Genomic DNA, 21,244 nt, shown 5'->3' with positions numbered 1-21,244 from the left:
ATTCCAATGAATAGTGCCTGAACGAGCGGCGGCTCGGTCAATGCTGGTGCGGCGGAATAATTCACACCCTGCACAACGCTGTCGCACCCGGCTTCGAGGTGCTTCTGGTTGGCCGCATCGTGCAGGCCACCGGAACGGCCATCATGATGCCGTTGCTCATGACCACCGTCATGACGCTCGTCGCACCCGCTTCCCGCGGCAAGACCATGGGAAACATCTCCATCGTCATCTCGGTTGCCCCAGCCATCGGCCCCACCATCTCCGGCATCATCCTGAGCCTGCTGGACTGGCGCTGGATGTTCCTGATCGTGCTGCCGATCGCTGTCGGCGCGCTCATTCTCGGTGCCTCGCGCATGCAGAACGTGACGACGCCGCGCACGGTTCCCCTCGACGTTCTCTCCTTCATTCTCTCCGCCTTCGGCTTTGGCGGTTTCGTCTACGGACTCAGCAACCTCGGCGCTGATCCCGCGACCGGATGGCTGCCGCTTGGCATCGGCGTGTTCGCCCTGATCGTGTTCGTGTTGCGCCAGCTGCAGTTGCAGCGCACCGATCGCGCCCTCCTCGATCTGCGCGTGTTCACCTCGCGCACGTTCACCCTCTCGATCTCAATGCTCAGCATCAGCATGATCGCCCTGTTCTGCACCATCATTCTGCTGCCGCTCTACATGCAGAACGTGCTCGGCATGACCGCACTCTCCACCGGGCTGTTACTGCTTCCGGGAGGGCTGACCATGGGCCTGCTCGCGCCGTTCGTCGGCCGCATCTACGACCGCCGCGGCCCGACCATTCTGCTCGTTCCCGGGTCGATCATCGTCAGCGGCGCCTTCTGGGCGATGACCATGATGGGCCAGACCACACAACCGTGGATGCTCATGGTCAGCCACATTGGCATGAGTGTCGGCCTGTCGATGCTGTTCACGCCGCTATTCACGTCGGGCCTCGGAACGCTCCCGCCGAAGCTGTATTCCCACGGCAGCGCAGTTGTCGGCACCATCCAGCAGCTGGCCGGTGCCATCGGCACCGCACTGTTCATCGCCGTGATGACCTCACAGTCGGCCGCTCTCATGACCCAGGGCGCCTCCGAGGTCTCCGCGACGGCATCCGGTATTCACGATGCGTTCCTGTGCGGCGCGATCATCTCGCTGTTCGCGATTCCAGCGGCGTTCCTGGTGCGGCGTCCACCGCTCGGTACGCCGGCATCGATCGGGCACTAGCCCGCGCACCTGCACGGCACAGCACGCCGGTTCAGCGGATGCGCTGGGCCAGCACTGCAGGGTGGTCCGAGGGCAGTCCGTGGCGCCGTCCGTTCTGCAGCAGCGTGACGTTCTTCTTCTCCCAGTCGCGCAGCGCCTGGCGCAGGGGGTCGATCGCGGCGCTCTCGGCGCAGCTGCCGGCCGTGCGCCCGCAGGAACACTTCTGCGTCGCTGAGTCGTGGTGCAGCGTTTCGATGCGCCAGATGCCGGCCATGGCCCAATCGATCTGGCGCCGGGCCAGGGCGGTGTTGCGTTCAGCCCGCTTGACCAGGTCGTTCTGCAGCAGACCGCGCACCCCGTCGATGCCGGCCGTGAACTGGCCTGCCACAACGGCGCTGAGCTCAGCGACCTGATCGCGCAGTGCGGTCAGATCGCCGTCGCGGGCGACGAGCAGGGCATCCGTTTCGGTGACGTAGTCGGCGTGGCCGGTCTCGGACGCCGCCCACCGAGCGGCCCACAGTCGAACATGCTCGAGATCGCGACGTTCTGATTTCTCGGCCCCCAGGTGGCGGACGCACAGCGCGCAGACCACCTGGTCACTCAGCGAGGTGAAGTGAAAGGGCTGCGGCGCGAGGCAGCACAGGCACGGCACCTCGAGGTCGACATGCAGCCGATGCGCGTGCGTCACGACTGCCCCCCTCTCACTGTTGTTCCCTCGAGAATACCGGGTACAGGGCACGGAACCGAGGCACGCACCGGAACATCGAATCGCTACGGTCGCTCCGTCCCGCCGCCGGCTCGCCGCGTGGGCCGCCGAAATCACCGACACCCCGGGGCGACACGGGCGGTTCACGGCAGCCCAGCCCGGCAGACCTCGCGCTAGGGTTTTAGGGTGCCGCCTTCGACGAGTCCCAGCGCCTCACGCGAGTTCTTCGCCGGGGCCGGTTTTCTCGGTCGCGGCCTCAAACTGTGGGTCACGTCACCACGCCTCATGCTGCTCGGCGCACTTCCGGCGTTCATCGTCGGCATTGCTTACCTCGCCGGCATCGTGGTGCTGCTCATCAACCTCGAAGCCATCGCCGTGGCCATCAGTCCGTTCGCAAGCAGCTGGGGGGAGCCGTGGCGCACGGGTATGCGGGTCGTAGCCGCCGCGGCGGTCACGGCCGCCGGCATCCTCTTGTTGGCGTACACGTTCGTGGCCGTAACCCTCGTCGTCGGCGACCCGTTCTATGAGCGCATCTGGCGCGCGGTCGAAACCAACCTCGGCGACGCGCCGGTCGAAACCCCGCGCGGCCTACTGCGTTCCGTGGTCGACGCCCTGAAACTGGTCGGCCTCGCCGTTCTGGGCGCTCTCGTACTGCTGCTCTGCGGCCTGATCCCCGGACTCGGCCAACTGCTCGCGCTCGTTCTCGGGGCGCTGTTTGGCGGCTGGATACTCTGTCTCGAACTCACCGGTTTCGCCTTCGATGCGCGCGGTTTCACCTTGAAACAACGACGACGGATGCTTCGCGCCCGCCGCCCCCGCAGCCTCGGTTTTGGGGTGCTCACCTACCTGTTGTTCCTGATTCCCGGCGCGGCCGTCATCGTGATGCCCGCAGCGGCGGCCGGCGCGGCCATGCTCAGCCGGGACCTGCTCGCGTCGAAACGTGCCGCGGATTAGCGCTTCCGGTGAATGATGCGGCCGCTGCGAGCCGCGATTGCACGCACGACTACCGGACGCGCGCCCGCCCAAATTCCGGCCGTGACCAGCAGCGCGGCAACGACGATCCAGACGCCGGTCCATCCGTCATCATTGCGCGCGGCATACATGTGGTTGAGGTTTGCACGGGCACCGGTCGTGAGCACGAGGGTTACGTGAATGACAATGAACGCCACGAAGAAGATCAGCACCGCAAAGTGCAGTTTGCGCGCAACGGGCAACGGAAAGACGCGATCCAGGCGGCGAAACCGGGCGGACAGGCCCGGGGACATGCGCAGGCCGGTCACGAGCGCGATCGGCGCCGCGATGAACACCACGACGAAGTAGCTGAGCAGCTGGAGGGCGTTGTAGTACACCCAGCCGGTGCCGGTCGGCCAATTGAGCGAGGCATACTGCAGGCCGGCCGACACCGCGTTGGGAAAGACGTCCCAGTTGGTGGGCACCAGGCGCAGCCATTGACCGGTCGCAAACAGCAGAACATAGAAGAGTATGCCGTTGACAGCCCAGAGGGTGTCGAAGACGATGTGCTGCCAGAGGTTGAGGGTGATTCGAATCGGGGGATTCTTCGTTCGGAACAACCCGGTGTTCGTGCGCGTCCAAAAAATGGACGGACGTTTAGTCGTACGCACCTGCCAGCCGGTACGAATGACGAACAGAATGAAGAAGGCATTGAGACCGTGTTGCCAGGCCAGCCAGGCCGGTATTCCAACCGGGGTCGCGGCGAGGTGCGTCGAGACACCGGGGTAGCTACGCATAAACGATTCGACTTGCGGAAGGCCACGAATCCCATTTGCCGCGAGCACAACGAGTGCCAGAGTGACGAGCACGGCAGGCACAACCCAGGCGAGCCAAAACCACCGGTTCGGCCGAACCAGGCTCAGCCGAGAGGCACCCGTCGTCATGGTGATCCGTTCCGCGCTCGGGCGGATTCCCACAGCGTCCTCGTAAGGTTACTTGCCCGTCTGCCTCCGGTGTCGATCGCTGACGCGGTAGGTCATATTGTCGGCGGCGAGGGCTCTTTGCACGGGGACTGATGATTCCTTAACGACACAGGGCCTCCGATTTCTCGAAGGCCCTGACTGTTCGCATGGATTGTACGGCTATCCGCACCCATCCGCTGTGCGCGAGAGGGGACTTGAACCCCTACGTCCTTTCGAACACTGGCACCTGAAGCCAGCGCGTCTGCCAATTCCGCCACTCGCGCGAACTTAGGAATGCTAACACTACGAGAGGGGTCAGCGCCATTCGGGGGCCCGTCGCTCACTCCTGCGGGCCGTATCCGGCGTGAGCGCGCCCGATGCCGTTGGCCGCGCCACCTACACTTGGCGCCCCGGCCGGTAACTGGCGCGCCGACACCATCGCCGCCAACGGATACCCGTGTGGCCACGCCACCTACAAAAAAGTCCCACGGAATGCCCCGAACGCGCGCGGAATTCGGTCAGGGACGCTCCGCGGGTAGTATGACTGTTCGTGCCGTTTGCGCCCCCAAGGTGGGTTGTCACGCGAGACAAGTAACATGCTCATAGCCAAACGGACCGGATCGGGAGACCTGTGGGCATACTGGATAACTTTGAAAAGGGCTTGGAACGCGCCGTCAACGGAGCATTCGCCAAGACCTTTCGATCGGGCTTGCAGCCGGTGGAGATCACCTCCGCGCTGCGTCGTGAGCTCGACACCAAGGCCGCAGTAGTCTCGCGGGATCGCATCCTCGCGCCTAATCGCTTCACCGTGCGCATGTCCCACGCGGACTACGCCCGTATGAGCGCGCTCGGCGTCACCCTTCTCGACGAGCTCACCGCCCTCGTGCAAAAACACGGTGCCGAACAGCGCTACCAGTTCACCGGCGGCATCACGATCACCCTGCAAGACGACCGTAGCCTCAGCGAGGGCATGGTGCAGATCGACTCCAGCTCGGTCAAGAGCAGCGTCACCTGGACCCCAGTGCTCGACATCAACGGCACCAGGCACCCGCTGGTCAAGTCCCGAACCGTGATCGGGCGCGGCTCTGACGCCGATATCACCGTCGAAGATACCGGCACCTCGCGCCGCCACGTCGAAATCCTCTGGGACGGCGCCCGCGCGCAAGTGCGCGACCTCGGCTCCACCAACGGTTCCCAGCTCAACGGCGCTCCCGTCAGCCAAGCCATTCTCGAGCCCGACTCGATCGTGACGATCGGTCGCACCCGCATCGTGTTTCGCGTCCTCGCTCAGGCTTCGCCAGACTCCCATGAGTACCCGCGCGCCGCACCATCGGTCGATCCGGCCACCGAACGCCACGACATGGGCGGATTCTGGGGGCCGACGGCATGAACGTCAGTGAACTCACCCTGCTGGTGCTGCGCTTCGGCTTTCTCCTGCTGCTCTGGATGTTCATCTTCGGCATCGTCTACGCCCTGCGCAGCGACCTGTTCGGGCAGCGCGTGCGCAAGTTGAAAACAGATGCCACCCCCGCGCCTGCTTTCCCGCTATCCGCTGTTCCCGCTGCAGTTCCCGTTCCGTCCGCCGCCTTCACTGCGCCGGTAGCGCGCGCCAGTCCGGCTACCGACGCTGGAATGGCTACCGCACACAACACCACCCGTCTGGTTATCACGAGCGGCCCGAAAGCCGGTACCGAGTTTCCGTTGGGCACCGACACCATCACGATCGGGCGCTCGAGCGACTCCAGCCTGGTGATCCGCGATGACTACACCTCCACACACCACGCACGCCTCATGCTCTGGAACGATGAGTGGATGTTGCAAGACCTCGACTCCACCAATGGCACCTTCCTGGCCGGCTCCCGCGTCACCGTTCCGACCAAAATTCCCCTGAACGCCACCGTCAAGATCGGCGCCACCAGCTTCGAGCTTCGGCGGTAGGTCATGGCGACCGTAAGTCACAGCGCAGCCGCGTCCCACGTCGGCAAGATTCGCTCCAACAACCAGGACTCCGGCTACGCTGGACGCTCCCTGTTCGTGGTTGCTGACGGCATGGGCGGCCACGCCGGCGGTGACGTCGCGTCGGCGATCGCCACCAAGCGCATCATCGAGGCCGACAAACCATACGCGAGCGCCCAAGACGCCGAGTTCGCCCTGCAGGCCGCCCTTATCGGCGCCAACGCCCAGCTGGCTGAGACCGTGTTCGAGCACGCCGAACTCACCGGCATGGGCACCACCGTCAGCGCTATTGTCGTACTCGAAAACGAGGTCGCGATCGCGCACATCGGCGACTCGCGCATCTATCTGCTGCGCGATAACGAGTTGTCTCAGATCACCGTCGATCACACCTTCGTGCAGCGTCTGGTCGACAGCGGACGCATCACCGAGGCTGAAGCCATGGTGCACCCGCGCCGCTCCGTGCTCATGCGCGTTCTCGGCGACGTGGAGGCGAGCCCCGAGATCGACACGTCCATCCTCGCCACCATCGCCGGCGACCGCTGGATGCTGTGCTCCGACGGTCTCACCGGCGTCGTCTCCCACAACGCCATAGCCTCAGCTCTGGCGAGCGGGGCGAATGCGCAGGATGTCGCCGACCTTCTCGTCAAAGAAAGCCTCGACGGCGGCGCTCCCGACAATGTGACCGTCGTCATCGTCGACATCGGTGCGGGCGTCGCTCGCACCGACAGCCCGGTCGTTGTCGGCTCCGCAGCGAATCCGCTCGCGTTCGGTGAGGAGCCCAGCCGCAATCGAGCCCTGCGCATCCCGGCCCTCCGCCTCCACCCGGTGCGTGAAACGCATTTCGAGCCCGATTCTCAGGACTACCTGTCCGAGCTGATCGAAGAGGATGCCCGCCGCGCCCGCCGCCGCAAGGGCACCTGGCTGGTCGCTGTCATTCTGTTGGTGCTCAGCATCGTCACGACCACCGTTCTCGGCTACCAATGGACCCAGACCCGCTACTTCGTGGGCGCTGACGGTTCCAACGTCGCTATCTATCAGGGTGTGCAGCAGGACATCGGCCCGATCAAACTGTCTGGTGTCTACGAACATACCGACCTCAATCTCTCTGACCTGCGCGTCTACGACCGCCAGCAGGTCGAGCAAACCATCAACGCCGACTCCCTGGCCGACGCCCTGGACATCATTGAACGATTGAAGGGCGCAATCGTTGAGTAAGGCATCCGCTCCTTCGGCACAAGCGGCGACCGAGCCGGTACGTCGCCTGCGCTTGCCGCAGAAGCTGCGCAACCTCGAACTGTTTCTGCTCCTGATCGCGTGCTTCATCAACGCGAGCGCGGTCGTGCTCGTGCAACTCGGCGCGCTCGGCGAACTCGACCCGACCCTCGTGCTGCTCGGCGCGGGCCTGTCCATTCTGGTGATCAGCCTGCACGTTGTGCTGCGGTTCGTCGCCCGCGATGCCGACCCGTTCATCTTGCCGATCGCAACGGTGCTCAACGGCATCGGCATTGCCATGATCTATCGCATCGACATTGCCGACCAGCAGGGCGGCTGGGAGAGTGCCGCCGTACGCCAGACGGTGTGGAGCGCCCTGGCTATTTTCAGCGCCATCGTCGTGCTGCTGGTCATTCGAAACCACCGCGTGCTGTTTCGGTATACCTACATCGCCGGCCTCGTCGGTGTGCTCCTTCTTTTTCTACCGCTCATTCCCGGCCTCGGCCAGGAGATCAGCGGTGCCAGGGTGTGGATCCGCTTCGGCAGTTTCGCTACCTTCCAGCCCGGTGAGATCGCCAAAATCGCCCTCGCCGTGTTCTTCGCCGGCTATCTCGTGCGCAACCGCGACAGTCTCTCAATGGTTGGCAAGAAGATTCTCGGTGCCCGCTTTCCTCGCTTCCGTGACCTCGGCCCGATTCTCGTCGTCTGGGCCCTGTCGATGTCGGTCATCATCTTTCAGCGCGACCTCGGTACCGCCCTGCTCTACTTCGGCCTGTTCCTGGTCATGCTCTACCTCGCCACCGGCCGCCTCAGCTGGGTCATCATTGGTATGGGCCTGTTCCTTGGTGGCGCCGTCATTGCCAGCCAGACCCTGAACTACGTCAATGGACGCTTCACCAACTGGCTCGATGCGCTCAACCCGGATGTCTACAACGCCAAGGGCGGCAGCTTTCAGCTGGTGCAGGGCCTGTTCGGCCTCGCCAAGGGCGGCCTGCTCGGCACCGGGTGGGGCCAGGGTCGCCCAGAGATCACCCCGGTACCTCAGAGTGACTACATCATCGCGAGCCTCGGCGAGGAGCTTGGGCTCGCCGGTCTGTTTGCCATCCTCGCCCTGTACCTTTTGTTCGTCGCCCGCGGGTTCCGCATCGGCTTCGCCGGACAGGATGACTTCGGCAAGCTGCTCGCTGTCGGCCTCGCCTTCGTCGTGGCTCTCCAGTGCTTCATTGTCATCGGCGGTGTCACCCGGGTCATCCCCCTCACCGGCCTGACCACCCCGTTCCTGGCCGCCGGTGGCTCATCGCTCGTAGCCAACTGGATCATCGCGGCCCTGTTGCTGCGACTCTCCGACACCGTGCGCAATCAACCCAGGCTGGTGGTCTAAGTGAACCGCGAACTCAAGCGTGTCAGCATCGTCGTGATGCTGATGTTCGTCGCCCTTCTAAGCTCCACCTCGGTCGTGCAGGCTTTCCAGGCCGACAACCTGTCGGCCGACCCACGCAACACCCGCACGCTCTACGACAGCTACCAGGTTGAACGCGGTGCCATCCTCGTCAAAGGCGAGCCGATCGCGCAGTCGATGCCGGCCGACGATGATTTCAAGTTTCTGCGCACCTATACCAACCCCGAGCTCTACGCGCCGATCACCGGGTATATTCCAATCAATGGCGAACCGACCGGGCTTGAGTTCGCCCTCAATAGCGAGCTCACCGGTACGTCAAACTCCCAATTCTTCGACAAGATCAGCGCCCTTGTCACCGGCCAGGACCCAAAGGGTGCTGCCGTCGAGGTGACCATTGATCCAATCGCCCAGCAAGCGGCGTGGGATGCGCTCGGCGATTACACCGGATCCGTCGTCGTCACCGAGCCCGCCACCGGTCGCATCCTGGCGATGGTCTCCAAACCGGGTTTCAACCCGAACCTGCTCACGGTGCACAACAACGCCGAGGTCACTGCGAGCTATGACGCCCTGGTGGCCGACCCGAACGATCCACTGATCAACCGGGCGATCAATTCGCTCAACCCTCCCGGTTCAATATTCAAACTCGTCGTCACCACGGCCGCGCTCGAATCGGGCAACTACACCCCGGAGAGTACTTTTTTGAACCCATCCGTCTACATGGCCCCCGGCACAACGAGTGTGATCGAGAACTCCAGCGGAGGAACCTGTGGCGCCGGCGAGACGGTTACCCTCGCGACCGCACTGCGGCTGTCCTGCAACATTCCCTTCGCTGAACTCGGTGTCGAGCTGGGCGACACGACCATTCGTGAGACCGCCGAAAAATTCGGTTTCAACAGCACCCACAGCATTCCAATGACCGTATCCAAGAGCACGTACCCACGCGGGCTCGATGACCCTCAGACCGCGCAGTCGGCGTTTGGCCAGTTCGACGTGACGGCGACACCGCTGCAAATGGCCATGGTCAGCGGCGCCATCGCCAATGGCGGTGTTGTGATGGCGCCCAACCTGGTGCAGGAGATTCTCGCCCCCAACCTCAGCGCCATCCAAACCTTTGAAGCGACCGAACTCGGGCGGGTGATGAGCGAAGAAACCGCCGCGACGATCACCGCGATGATGGTCAACGGCGTTCAGGATGGTGCGGCAAGCAATGCAAGAATAGATGGGGTTGACGTGGCGGGAAAAACAGGCACGGCGCAAAACGGTTCAACGGATCCGTTCACACTGTGGTTCACCGGTTTCGCACCGGCGAACGATCCGCAATACGCCATCACCGTTCTTGTAGAGAACGGTGGGGGAGAAGGACAAACGGGGTTCGGCAACAAACTTGCCGCGCCTGTCGCAAAGAAAGTACTAGAGGCGGTGCTTAACAAATGAGACCCACAGCAGGCCTCACCTTCGGGGGACGATACGAGCTGCAGTCGCGCATTGCGATCGGCGGCATGGGCGAGGTGTGGAAGTCCACCGACCTCGTCATCGGACGAAGCGTCGCCATCAAGATTTTAAAGGACGAGTACCTCGGTGACCCCGGTTTTCTGGAGCGTTTCCGCGCCGAAGCCCGCCACGCCGCGCTTGTCAACCACGAGGGCATTGCGAATGTCTTCGACTACGGCGAGGAAGATGGCAGCGCCTTCCTCGTTATGGAACTTGTTCCCGGCGAAGCCCTGTCCACCATTCTCGAACGCGAACACGTATTGCCGACCGACAAGGTGCTCGACATTGTCGCGCAAACCTCGGCCGCACTACACGCCGCCCACGCCGCGGGACTTGTGCACCGCGACATCAAGCCGGGCAACCTGCTCATCACGCCAGAGGGACGGGTGAAGATCACCGACTTCGGCATCGCCCGCATCGCCGATCAGGTGCCACTCACCGCGACCGGCCAGGTCATGGGTACCGTGCAGTACCTCTCACCCGAGCAGGCCAGCGGTCACCCGGCCTCACCGACCACCGATATCTACTCGATCGGTATCGTCGCGTACGAGTCCCTCGCCGGCCGACGTCCGTTCACGGGCGAGTCGCAGGTCGCCATCGCCATGGCGCAGATCAATGAGATCGCGCCCGACCTGCCGGTATCCGTGTCCGAACCGGTGCGCAACCTGGTCTTCGCCTGCCTGGCCAAGAACCCGGCCGACCGGCCGGCATCGGCGGCCCACCTGGCGCGCGCGGCATCCGCTCTGCGTCGTGGTGATGTGGCCGCGGCCGCCGTGGCCGTGCCCTCGATTTTGGGCGGTCTCACGGGCACCAGTGCCACCATGCTCATGCCCGGTGCCGGCGCCGATTCGGCCACGACCATTCTTCCGGCCAACGGTGCCCCCACCACGCGCGCCTCCACTGCTGCTGCAGAGGCACAGGAAAAGAAGCGCAGCAAGTGGACCTGGCCGCTCATCGCTCTCGTCGCGCTGCTGGTGATCGTACTCACCGGCACGCTCATCGCCCTGTTCACCCAGAACAATGAGACCCCGGTTCCTGCCGAGACGTCGGCGACGCCGTCGCCGACACCCACGCCATCGCCCACACCGACGCCGAGCCCAACGCCGACACCGACACCGACACCGACGAATACGTCGGTCAATCCCGACGACTTCATCGGAAAGCCGAGCGCCGAGGCCGCCGCCTTGCTCGTCGACATGGGATTTGCAGCTGACGTCGAACCCGGTAACGCGGCTGCGACCGAGGAAGACGTTGACCGGGTGTACCTGGTCAACCCCAGAGGCCCCGTTCCGGCCGGCTCAACGATCACCCTCACCACTTATGGGCCGGTTGCCACGCCGAGCACGCCAACAGCAGCCCCGACCGCCACACCGTCACCGGCCGCTCCGGCAGGTACCGTCACCGTGACTTGGAACGCCCAGACCTGCCCGACCGGCCAAACGCTGGCCGGCTATGAGATTGCCACGGAGGGCGGTGCCGCCGTGATCACCTCGGTAAACCCGTCCAACGCTCAAACGACTACGGCCACGATCACCGCCGGTACAGAAAACTTCACGGTAAAGTTCCGCTATTTCTGCGGCCAGATCAGTTCTGCATTCTCCCCGCCTGCCGAAGTGCTCGTCACTGGTGACACTGCCCTCGGAGAGTAACTCCCCAATTCCGTGCGGTAAAGTAGCGGTCACTGTGTCCAACCCGAATACGGTGTCTGATTGTGGGGGAGTGCGTACGTGGCTGACTCTGGTCGTTTGATCGCCGGTCGCTATCGTGTCGGGGCCCTGCTGGGCCGTGGCGGCATGTCCGATGTGCACATCGGCACCGATTCCCGGCTCGGTCGCACGGTAGCGATCAAACTGCTCAAGTCGACCCTCGCGGCCGATCCCGCGTTTCGCACCCGCTTCCGCCAGGAAGCGCAAGCCGCCGCGCGGATGGCGCACCCCACGATTGTGCGCGTGTTCGATGCCGGTGAGGAAACCGTCACCGATGAGTCGGGTCACGACTCGCAGATTCCGTTCATCGTCATGGAACACGTCGACGGCCGGCTGCTCAAGGACATCATCCGTGAGGGTGCGATCGAACCCGCAGAGGCTGTGCGCATCATCGACGGGGTTCTGACCGCTCTCGAATACTCGCACCGGGCGGGCGTCGTACACCGCGATATCAAACCAGGCAACATCATGATCACCAAGTCCGGCCAAGTGAAGGTGATGGACTTCGGCATCGCCCGCGCTATCTCCGACTCGGCCACGACGGTCGCCCAGACCACGGCAATCCTTGGCACCGCTGCCTATTTCTCCCCCGAGCAGGCCAAGGGTGAGTCCGTCGATGCGCGCACCGACCTTTATTCGACCGGTGTGGTGCTGTTCGAAATGCTCACCGGTCGACCGCCGTTTCGCGGTGACACGCCCGTCGCAGTCGCCTACCAGCACGTCAGTGAGATGCCGGTCAAACCGTCTGCGCTCAACCCGAGAGTGTCGCCGGCCCTTGACTCGGTCGTGCTGCACGCCCTGGCCAAGGACCGATTCGCCCGATATCAGAGCGCCGTCGAGTTTCGGGGCGATGTCGAGACCGCCGGATCCGGCCAGATTCCAGTCCATCACGCCGGCGAAGAGGTCGGCGCCGGACTCTTCGGCGCCGCGCCCACCGCCGTGACCGGTTCGGCCCTGGCCCTCAAGCAGCTCTCCGAAGATCCGACTATGGTGCGCACCCAGCGGCGCCCTCCGGTGATTTGGGTTTGGGCTGGAATCGTCTGCGTCGTCGTCATCGTCGTAGCGGTCATGATCTGGGTGGCGAACCTGCAACCGTCCGTGGAACTGCCCGACAGCTCACGAAAGGTGCCCTCACTCAGTGGCCAGAGCTACGATGAGGCCCAAAACGCGCTTCTCGACCTGGATCTCGCGGCCACCCGTGCTGAAGAGTCGAGTACCACGGTGCCCGCCGATCAGGTGATTCGCACCGACCCTCCGGCCGACACCATCGTCAACCCTTCGGACGTGATCAAGATCTTCGTCTCGACCGGCCCGGTACCCGTTGTGGTTCCCGACGTCACCAACCAACCCATAGCAGATGCCCAGGCCGCGATCGAAGGGCTCGGTCTCGTTTCCGGATCGGTCACCGCCGAGAATTCGCCAACCGTGGCCGTCGACGTGGTCATCCGCACCGATCCGGCGGCCGCCGCATCCGAGTTCTCCGGCGTCATCGTGAACTACACCGTCTCAAGCGGGCTCGTCACCCTCGGCGACCTGACCGGCCAGTCCCTCGTGGCCGCGATCGACCTCGTCAGCAATGAAAGCCTCATGCCGGATTCGCAGGCGGATTACACCTGCGCCCAGCAATCCGGTTCCCCGATCAAAGCTCAGTCGCTGGCGCCCGGCGACGTCCCGCAACGTTCCGAGATCACCCTGACCTACTGCGCCGGCACCTAGCATCGTGTGGACGGGGCCCGGGCCCCGTCCGTGGGACCAGTTTATAAACTGGGCCCGTGGTTATAGGGTGGGCCCCGCAGCCTGGTCCGTCACCGATACCACTCTGTCGGCCTCCAGCGTTTTTCCTGCCCGGGTCAGGGCCAAAACGCATGGGCGCCCGGCTCAGGGCTAAAACACGCGGCGTGGACTCAGGTGAGGCGTAACAGCGGGTGCAGAGACTTCGCGGCCTCCCGCGCACCCTCCAGGCCGGCCAAGGCCAGCCAGTTGCCGAGCATGAGGTAGCCGCCCTCGGTGAGCACCGACTCCGGGTGAAATTGCACGCCCAGAATGGGAGCGGATGCGTGCCGCAGCCCCATAATGACGCCGCCCTGCGTGCGTGACGTCACGATGAGGTCACTCGGAACGGTCGACGCGACGACGGCGAGCGAGTGGTACCGGGTGGCCGTGAATGGCTGCGGTACACCGCCGTAGAAGTCACTGCCGTCGTGCGTGATGAGCGATGTTTTGCCGTGCATGAGCTCTTCGGCATTGGTCACCGTGGCCCCGAATGCTTCAGCGATGGCCTGATGGCCAAGGCAGACGCCGAACAGGGGTAGGTCGGTGGTCAGAGCCGCTTCGACGACAGCAATGGACACACCAGCGTCCGACGGCTTACCAGGACCCGGCGAGATCAAAACACCGTCAAAGTCGGCGAGGCGGGAGACGGCATCCACTTTTTCGAAAGAGTCGTTGCGCACGACTTCGGTCTCCGCGCCGAGTTCCATCAGATAGCCGTTGAGCGTATAGACAAAACTGTCGTAGTTGTCGATCACGAGAATACGGGTCATGAGCCGCCCACTGTCGCTTCCTGGTTGTTGAGAATGCCGTCGATCCACGGGTACGTCCAAGTGGCCAGTGCGGCCAGTACGGCCATCAGCAGGATCAGAACAAGAATAATGCGCATCCATATTGGTCCGGGAAGAACACGCCATAGTGCTGCGTACATGGAAGCCTCCTAGCCCTGTGCTGCGATGATCGGTGCGAGTTCGGCGGGAGCGCCGAACTCGAGCGGCTGCCACGATTCGAGCACGCCGTAAGCGATGATACGTTCCGCGGTGGAATAGAGCGGGTTGCAGCTGGTCAGGGTGATGATGCGGTCGATGGCCTTCGCGTCGGGACGGTTCGGAACGGATGCCAGCACCTGTACCTGCGAAGGTGCCACGTACTCGGTATCGCGATACCGGTAGGTGTAGTACCCGTCGGCAGTCTGAACGTATATGGCGTCCCCGAGCTGCAGTTCATGGATCAGATGCATACCTCCGCCGAAAGCGCTGCGGTGGGCGGCAAGGGCGAAGTTGCCCACCTCCCCCGGCATTTGCGTGCCTGCATAGTGCCCAATGCCCAGTCGATTGCTGTTCAAGACGTCGTGGCCGGTGCCCTCGGCAATGGTGCGGTGATAGTCAGCTCCGAAACGGGGAACGTACAGCACCGCGAAAGCTGTGGCGTTAGCTGGAACGGCGGCCACGACCGGCTCTCCGTTGTCGACGGAGACCGGTACGGTACTCGGCTCGGCCGGATCGACGATGGGAACGGGTCTCGGTGTTGACGTGTTCTGCTCGATCCAGTCCTGGCTGATCTCACTTGCAGCTGAGGTCTGTGAGTTCGCCATGATCATGTCATTCCACCAAAGCTGCCAGCCCAGAAAGAGCAACACGAGGATACCTGCGGTGATGAGAAGTTCGCCCAGCACGCCGATGACAGTGATCTTGCTCGATTTCGCCCGGCGTGGGCGCTTGCTGACGATCTCGATGGGATCATCTGCCAAAGGACACATACAACGAGTCTACCGATCTGATTGGCATCCAGCCCCCGCGTCACGTCCACTCAAACAGGCGAAGACGCTAGGATCGCAGGATGGCACGTAAGAATCCTCGCACCCGGTCCGCCCGCACCGATGTTGCCCGCTCGAACGAGGACGCGCCCAACGCCGTCTGGTTCAAGCCGGTCATGTTCGGTTTCATGCTGCTCGGTCTGGCCTGGATCATCGTGTTCTACGTCAGTGGCAGCCAGCTTCCTATCGCGGGGCTCGGTGCCATGAATATCCTGGTCGGGTTTGGAATCGCCTTCATCGGCTTCCTCATGACCACCCGCTGGCGCTAACTCTTCGACTCGACCGACCACCGTTCGCGAACTGTTCATCGACCGCTAATCGCCCGGTCACCGAGGCCCTGTATTGGCCGTAATGACACCGGTGTAATTATCCCCATGTGGATAAACCTGTGGATAACTCAAGGTGGAAACGGCGAGCTACCGCCGCCAGCTATCCCACCGGTGCGAGCAGGCTCAAAATCCTGAGTACGGCAATAGCCACAAAGAGAACGCCTACTGCCGCGATCAAAACGATCTGCACGCCTTTTTGGTTTGGTCGACGGGTGCGCATGAGCACAAACCCGATCAGCGCGCCCCCGACGATGCCGCCGAGGTGGGCCTGCCATGCGATACCGGGAATGAAGCTCACGACAACGTTGATACCGAGGAGCACCAGCAGTTGCTTCGAATTTCCACCCAGACCGCGTTGAATGATCAGGAACGCACCCATGAGCCCGAATAGAGCCCCTGATGCTCCAACGACGGAGGTGGAGGGCGCCAGAACCAGAACACCGACCGAACCAGCGAACCCGCTGATCAGATACAGGGCCAGAAAACGTCCGCGGCCGAGCATTCCCTCCAGCATCGGACCGAATAACCACAGCGCGTACATGTTCAGCAGCACGTGAAACGGCAGTCCGCCCTGCGAATGCAAAAAGACACTGGTCAACATGCGCCAGGGCTCAACGATGGTGAGAGCTGGTACGTAGGCGAATCGCTGGGTGATCCCGAGGCCCGGGATCCATTGCAGCACGAACATGAATACGGTCAGCGCGATGAGGGCATACGTGACCGTCGGCTGGCCACTGCCGGTCAATCTGGTGAGCACGGCTGGTTTGGTGCGGGGCGCGTTCTTACGCTGGATTTTCATGCACTCAGGGCAGATAACCCCGACAGCAGCCTGAGTTTGGCACTCGGTACAGATGGTGCGGCCGCAACGTTGACACAGAATGAAGCTCTGCCGCCCCGGATGGCGGTAACAAAAATTCGCCGCCGAGACCGGCAGATCATTCATTCTCTGTACGGGGATACTGGTTAGACGGACTCGACAGAAACGCTCTGAATGGAAACATCTTCGAGGGGACGGTCGCGCCCATCCGTGGCGACGGTGGCGAGCTTGGCAACGATTGCGCGACTGTCTTCGTCTTCGACAGCACCAAAGATGGTGTGCTTACCCTGCAACCAAGTGGTCGGAACGACGGTGATGAAGAACTGCGAGCCGTTCGTGCCGTGGCCCCCCTGGATTCCAGCGTTTGCCATGGCGAGCACGTAGGGCTGGGTGAAGTCGAGGTCGGGGCTGATTTCGTCATCGAACTGGTAGCCCGGGCCACCGGTGCCCTGGCCGAGCGGGTCACCGGCCTGAATCATAAAGTCTTTGATGATGCGGTGGAAGATGGTTCCGTCATAGAGCGGCGCAGAGGAGGCGGCGCCCGTTGCGGGGTGCTTCCACTCGATTTCGCCGGTTGCAAGACCGACGAAATTCTTCACCGTTTTCGGCGCGTGATTGCCGAAGAGGTTGACCTTGATGGGTCCGAGGGTGGTGTTCAGGGTGGCGACAGCGGTGTGCTTAGACATACCCCGATTCTTGCACAGCAATCTCCACCGAATCTGACTCCCAGCGTGCGCTCCCAGTGCATTCGCTGGTAAGACGAAGATTGAGTAGCATGATGGGCACTCAGTGGCAAGATGGATATACATTCGCCACACGACATCGATGGAGGGTCTAGATGAGCCTGTCACGCAAGCGCCGCAAGGAACTCACTCGGCTGCGTAAAAGCGCAGACGAATTATGGAGCCACCAACAAGAGGTTTTGGAGCGGGCCAATGTTCTCGCTCGCCAAGCCGGTCACCACGCCGGCGTTCTCGCGCGGGAAGAGGTCGGTCCGCGCGTTCGCGAGGGCTATGACCACTACGTTCGGCCGAGCGTGAACGCTACCCACGACGTCGCCGACGGTGTACGACGCCGCGTGGTCAACGATGTCCTACCCGGAATCGGAACCGCGATCGGAACGGTCATGTCTGTCGGCGACGTTGCACGCGACGCCCGCGTGCGGGCTGCGCTCGGCCGCATCCGCTTTCAGAAGCCCGTTGTGGTCGAACCGAAGGGCCCTGGTGCCGGGACGTACTTCGCCCTCGGCCTGGCCGTGGTCGCCGCCGCAGGCGTCGCGTATGCCGTCTGGCAGACTTTTCGCGCCGACGACGAGCTCTGGGTCACCGATGATGAGGTCGAACCAGGCACGCAGGAAGACTAGGCGAACGCCACCAGCTCAAGCAGAGCCCGCATCCATCGGATGTGGGCTCTGCCGCGTTAAGCGCTGTATCAGCCAACACGGCTCTGCTGCGGGCTGTAGAGGAGCACTACAGGTGGCTGCCCGGCGTTGGCGAACGACAACTCGACACCGCACGGTACACGAAAGGCCCGTCCGAAGACGAGCCTTGTGCCTGAACTGTGGAGCCACGGGGAATCGAACCCCGGACCTCCTGCTTGCAAAGCAGGCGCTCTACCAATTGAGCTATGGCCCCGATTTCTCAGGCCGAACATTCAGCGCAAGCGCTGGGTTCGGAGTGAATCTGGTACTGCGTGGGGATACCGGGATTTGAACCTGGGACCTCTTCATTATCAGTGAAGCGCTCTAACCAACTGAGCTATATCCCCCTCTTGAGCAGATTGAAGACTACCGGAATCTGGCCGGAACCTGAAATCGAGGCATCCTCCCGAAGGAGAAACGACGTGAATTCGGCTTACGAGGGCTGTTTTAGGGTGAAAACAGCCCTCAATCCCGCAAAAAGTGATTAGTTGTTGGTGAAGCCGACGAGGAGGCCGCCGGTGATTTTGACACTCAAGTTGTACAGAACGGCGTAGATGGCACCGAGGGCGGTGATCACGACAATGTTCAGCACGCCCACGACGACGGCGAAGCCCATGACATTGCCGATCGAGAGGATGGCGGCCAGATCGGCCGATTCTCCCGCGACGGTTGCGTACAGCTCGTCGACCGTGGTCAACACCTCGGTCTGCACCAAAACGGTGTAGGTGAGGAAGGTCGCCACGATCGTGACGATGGCAAGGCAAATCGCCACCAGGAATGACAGTTTTACGCTCGACCAGAAGTCGACGTAGACCAGTTTGAGGCGAACCTGCTTGCTCGCGGTCTTGCGAGTTGACTTTTTGGCGAGTTTTTCGGCAACGCTACTCATTCGGTGTCTCTACTTTCCCTGAATCCGCGTTTGGAACAGCGTCCTCCGCATCAGTGGTGCCGATGGCACCAGCTGGTGCATCGGCATCCGTAGCGCCTTCTTCGTCGGTGGCGACCAGATTACGCTCGATGTTTTTCGCGATGGAGATGATTCGGTCGTCATCCGCGAACTTCGCGAATACAACGCCCATCGTGTCCCGACCCTTGGCCGGAACCTCAGCGACGTCAGAGCGTACCACCTTGCCACTGGCAAGAACCACAAGGACCTCATCCTCGGGGTTCACAATCAACGATCCGACCAGGTCACCACGATCGTCGTTGAGCTTTGCCACCTTGATCCCGAGGCCTCCACGATTTTGCAGGCGATATTGGTCAGCGGCGGTGCGTTTGGCGTAACCACCCTCTGTCACCACGAAGACATAACCATCGTCGTTGATAACGGATGCGTCCAGCAGGTTGTCCTCACCGCGAAAGTGCATTCCGATCACGCCGGACGTGCTGCGACCCATCGGGCGCAATGCTTCGTCGGTCGCGGTGAAGCGAATCGACATGCCCTTTCGAGAGACGAGCAGCAGGTCGGAGTCGTCTTCAACCAGCAGGGCGGACACGAGCTCGTCGCCTTCCCGCAGCTTGATCGCGATGATGCCGCCGGTGCGGTTGGTGTCGTACTCACTGAGCGTAGTCTTCTTGATCAAGCCGTCGCGGGTAGCGAGGGTCAGATACTGGGCCACCTCGTAGTCGCGAATATCGAGGATCTGCGCGATTTCCTCCCCGGGCTGCAGCGCGAGCAGATTGGCCACGTGCTGGCCTTTAGCGTCGCGGCCGGATTCCTGGGCTTCATAGGCCTTGGCCCGGTAAACCCGGCCGGTGTTAGTGAAGAACAACAGCCAGTGGTGCGTAGTGGTGACGAAGAAGTGTTCGACCACGTCGTCCGCGCGCAACTGGGCGCCCTTGACTCCCTTGCCGCCGCGGTGCTGGTTGCGGTAATTGTCGCTGCGGGTGCGCTTGATGTAGCCGCCGCGCGTGACGGTAACGACCATCTCCTCTTCGGGGATGAGGTCTTCGACGGACATATCGCCGTCGAAACCGAACATGATCTCGGTGCGACGGTCGTCGCCGAACTTTGCGGTGATCTCGGCGAGTTCTTCACTGATGATCGTTCGCTGGCGTTCGGGGCTGGCCAGGATCGACTTGAATTCCGCGATCTGCAGTTCGAGTTCGGCAGCCTGGTCGATGATCTTCTGGCGCTCGAGGGCGGCGAGGCGACGCAGCTGCATGGTGAGAATCGCGTCGGCCTGCAACTTGTCGACGTCGAGGAGGGCCATGAGGCCTTCGCGGGCGTCGTCGACCGTGTTCGAGCGACGGATGAGCGCGATCACCTCATCGAGGGCGTCCAGCGCCTTGAGGTAGCCGCGCAGAATGTGCGCATCAGCCTCGGCTTTGTTCAGCCGAAACTGGGTGCGCCGAACGATTACCTCGACCTGGTGAGCGACCCAGGCCGAGATGAAACCATCGAGGGCGAGCGTACGCGGTACGCCGTCGACGATGGCGAGCATATTCGCGCCGAAGTTCTCCTGCAACTGCGTGTGCTTGTAGAGGTTGTTCAGCACGACCTTGGCGACGGCATCGCGCTTGAGCACGATGACAAGGCGCTGGCCGGTGCGACCACTGGTCTCATCGCGGATGTCCGCAATGCCGGTGACTTTGGCGTCCTTGACCAGGTCAGCGATCTTGATCGCGAGGTTGTCGGGGTTCACTTGGTAGGGCAGTTCGGTGATGACGAGGCAGGTGCGGCCCTGCAACTCTTCGATACTCACGACCGCCCGCATGGTGATCGAGCCACGCCCGGTGCGATAGGCGTCCTGGATACCCTTGACACCCAGAATCTGGGCGCCGGTGGGAAAGTCAGGTCCTTTGATGCGGGAAATCAGCGCTTCAAGCAGCTCATCGCGCGTAGCGTCGGGATTTTCGAGATACCACTGAGCACCGGCGGCAACCTCACGCAGGTTGTGCGGTGGAATGTTGGTGGCCATACCAACTGCGATTCCTACCGAACCGTTGACCAACAGGTTCGGAAAGCGGGCAGGCAGCACGGTCGGTTCGAGGGTACGTCCGTCGTAGTTGTCCTGAAAATCGACGGTGTCCTCGTCGATGTCCCGAACCATTTCCATGGCCAGCGGGGCCATTTTGGTCTCGGTGTACCGCGGGGCTGCAGCACCATCGTTGCCCGGGGAACCGAAGTTGCCCTGGCCGAGGGCGAGCGGATACCGCAGGCTCCACGGCTGAACGAGACGCACGAGCGCGTCATAAATCGACGAGTCACCGTGTGGATGGAATTGCCCCATGACGTCTCCGACGACGCGGGCGCACTTGGAGAAGGCCTTGTCCGGCCGGTAGCCGCCATCGAACATGGCGTAAATCACACGTCGGTGCACGGGCTTCATACCGTCGCGCACGTCGGGCAGCGCGCGCCCAACGATGACGCTCATCGCATAGTCGAGGTAGGAACGCTGCATTTCCAGCTGAAGGTCGACCTGGTCGATCTTGCCGTGCTGCACGAGGTGGGCTGCCGCAGCGGCCGCGGTTGCAGCCGTCGCGTCCGGGTTGGTTGAGTCGGAGTTGCCCGTG

The 21,244-nt window shown here is 62.7% G+C and carries 20 protein-coding genes and 3 tRNA genes; 11 read left to right on the top strand and 12 right to left on the bottom strand.

What is annotated here, in order from left to right:
* Window positions 1-17 precede the first annotated feature (17 nt).
* Window positions 18-1,214, top strand: a complete 1,197-nt coding sequence (locus E3T38_RS08505; protein ID WP_134547839.1) for an MFS transporter — start codon at window positions 18-20, stop codon at window positions 1,212-1,214.
* Between the two features lie 31 nt (window positions 1,215-1,245).
* On the opposite strand, the gene E3T38_RS08500 is transcribed toward E3T38_RS08505, so the two are convergent.
* Complete coding sequence (locus tag E3T38_RS08500) at window positions 1,246-1,881, bottom strand: hypothetical protein (RefSeq protein WP_134547838.1); 636 nt, start codon at window positions 1,879-1,881, stop codon at window positions 1,246-1,248.
* 204 nt (window positions 1,882-2,085) lie between these two features.
* Between E3T38_RS08500 and E3T38_RS08495 the strand changes: the two genes are divergently transcribed.
* Window positions 2,086-2,853, top strand: coding sequence for an EI24 domain-containing protein (locus tag E3T38_RS08495; protein WP_198417329.1), 768 nt, complete (start codon window positions 2,086-2,088; stop codon window positions 2,851-2,853).
* Here E3T38_RS08495 and E3T38_RS08490 read toward each other — a convergent pair.
* Both E3T38_RS08490 and E3T38_RS08485 read right to left on the bottom strand, forming a co-directional pair.
* Window positions 2,850-3,794, bottom strand: a complete 945-nt coding sequence (locus E3T38_RS08490; protein WP_134547837.1) for a cytochrome b/b6 domain-containing protein — start codon at window positions 3,792-3,794, stop codon at window positions 2,850-2,852. The genes E3T38_RS08495 and E3T38_RS08490 overlap by 4 nt on opposite strands.
* Window positions 3,795-4,012: 218 nt before the next feature.
* Window positions 4,013-4,096 (bottom strand) — tRNA-Leu (locus tag E3T38_RS08485).
* A gap of 347 nt (window positions 4,097-4,443) precedes the next feature.
* On the opposite strand from E3T38_RS08485, the gene E3T38_RS08480 reads away from it, so the two are divergent.
* The 7 genes from E3T38_RS08480 (at window position 4,444) to pknB (ending at window position 13,292) form a co-directional block, all read left to right on the top strand.
* Window positions 4,444-5,202 carry a DUF3662 and FHA domain-containing protein gene (locus E3T38_RS08480; RefSeq protein WP_134547836.1) on the top strand — a complete coding sequence of 253 codons (759 nt, stop codon included), beginning with the start codon at window positions 4,444-4,446 and terminating at the stop codon, window positions 5,200-5,202.
* Window positions 5,199-5,750, top strand: a complete 552-nt coding sequence (locus E3T38_RS08475; protein WP_134547835.1) for an FHA domain-containing protein — start codon at window positions 5,199-5,201, stop codon at window positions 5,748-5,750. Before E3T38_RS08480 ends, E3T38_RS08475 begins: the two co-directional genes overlap by 4 nt.
* Window positions 5,751-5,753: 3 nt before the next feature.
* Entirely contained in the window at window positions 5,754-6,983 is a 1,230-nt protein-coding gene (locus E3T38_RS08470; RefSeq protein ID WP_134547834.1) for a PP2C family serine/threonine-protein phosphatase, read from the top strand.
* Window positions 6,976-8,361 (top strand): FtsW/RodA/SpoVE family cell cycle protein, encoded by a 1,386-nt coding sequence (locus E3T38_RS08465; RefSeq protein WP_241984371.1) that lies wholly within the window; start codon window positions 6,976-6,978, stop codon window positions 8,359-8,361. The genes E3T38_RS08470 and E3T38_RS08465 overlap by 8 nt, the downstream gene beginning before the upstream one ends.
* Window positions 8,362-9,813, top strand: a complete 1,452-nt coding sequence (locus E3T38_RS08460) for a penicillin-binding protein 2 (RefSeq protein ID WP_134547833.1) — start codon at window positions 8,362-8,364, stop codon at window positions 9,811-9,813.
* Window positions 9,810-11,519 carry a protein kinase gene (locus E3T38_RS08455; RefSeq protein WP_134547832.1) on the top strand — a complete coding sequence of 570 codons (1,710 nt, stop codon included), beginning with the start codon at window positions 9,810-9,812 and terminating at the stop codon, window positions 11,517-11,519. Before E3T38_RS08460 ends, E3T38_RS08455 begins: the two co-directional genes overlap by 4 nt.
* A 78-nt stretch (window positions 11,520-11,597) precedes the next feature.
* Entirely contained in the window at window positions 11,598-13,292 is a 1,695-nt protein-coding gene (pknB, locus tag E3T38_RS08450; RefSeq protein WP_134547831.1) for a Stk1 family PASTA domain-containing Ser/Thr kinase, read from the top strand.
* A 188-nt stretch (window positions 13,293-13,480) separates the two neighbouring features.
* Here pknB and E3T38_RS08445 read toward each other — a convergent pair whose 3' ends face one another.
* From E3T38_RS08445 to E3T38_RS08440, 3 genes are read right to left on the bottom strand one after another with little or no spacing between them, the layout of a single operon-like run.
* The gene (locus tag E3T38_RS08445) at window positions 13,481-14,119 is read right to left on the bottom strand and encodes an aminodeoxychorismate/anthranilate synthase component II (protein WP_134547830.1); all 639 of its coding nucleotides are present in this window, start codon (window positions 14,117-14,119) and stop codon (window positions 13,481-13,483) included.
* On the bottom strand, window positions 14,116-14,277 hold the full coding sequence (locus E3T38_RS16715) for a hypothetical protein (RefSeq protein ID WP_166805475.1): 162 nt from the start codon (window positions 14,275-14,277) through the stop codon (window positions 14,116-14,118). The genes E3T38_RS08445 and E3T38_RS16715 overlap by 4 nt, the downstream gene beginning before the upstream one ends.
* Window positions 14,278-14,286: 9 nt before the next feature.
* Window positions 14,287-15,105 (bottom strand): class E sortase, encoded by an 819-nt coding sequence (locus tag E3T38_RS08440; RefSeq protein ID WP_134547829.1) that lies wholly within the window; start codon window positions 15,103-15,105, stop codon window positions 14,287-14,289.
* Between the two features lie 80 nt (window positions 15,106-15,185).
* On the opposite strand from E3T38_RS08440, the gene E3T38_RS08435 reads away from it, so the two are divergent.
* Window positions 15,186-15,431: a cell division protein CrgA gene (locus E3T38_RS08435; RefSeq protein WP_104197275.1), complete on the top strand. Its 246-nt coding sequence runs from the start codon at window positions 15,186-15,188 to the stop codon at window positions 15,429-15,431.
* 160 nt (window positions 15,432-15,591) lie between these two features.
* Here E3T38_RS08435 and E3T38_RS08430 read toward each other — a convergent pair whose 3' ends face one another.
* Together E3T38_RS08430 and E3T38_RS08425 are read right to left on the bottom strand one after the other, a co-directional pair.
* The gene (locus E3T38_RS08430; protein ID WP_370449009.1) at window positions 15,592-16,290 is read right to left on the bottom strand and encodes a rhomboid family intramembrane serine protease; all 699 of its coding nucleotides are present in this window, start codon (window positions 16,288-16,290) and stop codon (window positions 15,592-15,594) included.
* 164 nt (window positions 16,291-16,454) lie between these two features.
* Window positions 16,455-16,994 (bottom strand): peptidylprolyl isomerase, encoded by a 540-nt coding sequence (locus E3T38_RS08425; protein ID WP_104128760.1) that lies wholly within the window; start codon window positions 16,992-16,994, stop codon window positions 16,455-16,457.
* Between the two features lie 152 nt (window positions 16,995-17,146).
* Here E3T38_RS08425 and E3T38_RS08420 point away from each other — a divergent pair, with 152 nt between their 5' ends.
* Complete coding sequence (locus E3T38_RS08420) at window positions 17,147-17,671, top strand: hypothetical protein (protein WP_134547827.1); 525 nt, start codon at window positions 17,147-17,149, stop codon at window positions 17,669-17,671.
* Between the two features lie 198 nt (window positions 17,672-17,869).
* Here the strand turns inward: E3T38_RS08420 and E3T38_RS08415 are convergent.
* From E3T38_RS08415 to gyrA, 4 genes are all read right to left on the bottom strand, one after another.
* Window positions 17,870-17,942 (bottom strand) — tRNA-Ala (locus E3T38_RS08415).
* Between the two features lie 59 nt (window positions 17,943-18,001).
* Window positions 18,002-18,075 (bottom strand) — tRNA-Ile (locus E3T38_RS08410).
* Window positions 18,076-18,212: 137 nt separating this feature from the next.
* Window positions 18,213-18,617, bottom strand: a complete 405-nt coding sequence (locus tag E3T38_RS08405) for a DUF3566 domain-containing protein (RefSeq protein ID WP_104197278.1) — start codon at window positions 18,615-18,617, stop codon at window positions 18,213-18,215.
* A complete protein-coding gene (gyrA, locus tag E3T38_RS08400) occupies window positions 18,610-21,174 on the bottom strand; it encodes a DNA gyrase subunit A (protein WP_241984390.1) in 2,565 nt (854 codons plus the stop codon). The genes E3T38_RS08405 and gyrA overlap by 8 nt, the downstream gene beginning before the upstream one ends.
* Between the last annotated feature and the right edge of the window lie 70 nt (window positions 21,175-21,244).

Origin of the sequence: Cryobacterium sp. Hb1, from assembly GCF_004403585.1 — a bacterium.
GTDB classification, from domain to species: Bacteria; Actinomycetota; Actinomycetes; order Actinomycetales; family Microbacteriaceae; genus Cryobacterium; species Cryobacterium lyxosi.
The sequence above is the reverse complement of the archived record's forward strand: the minus strand, read 5'-3'. Positions and strand labels throughout refer to the sequence as shown.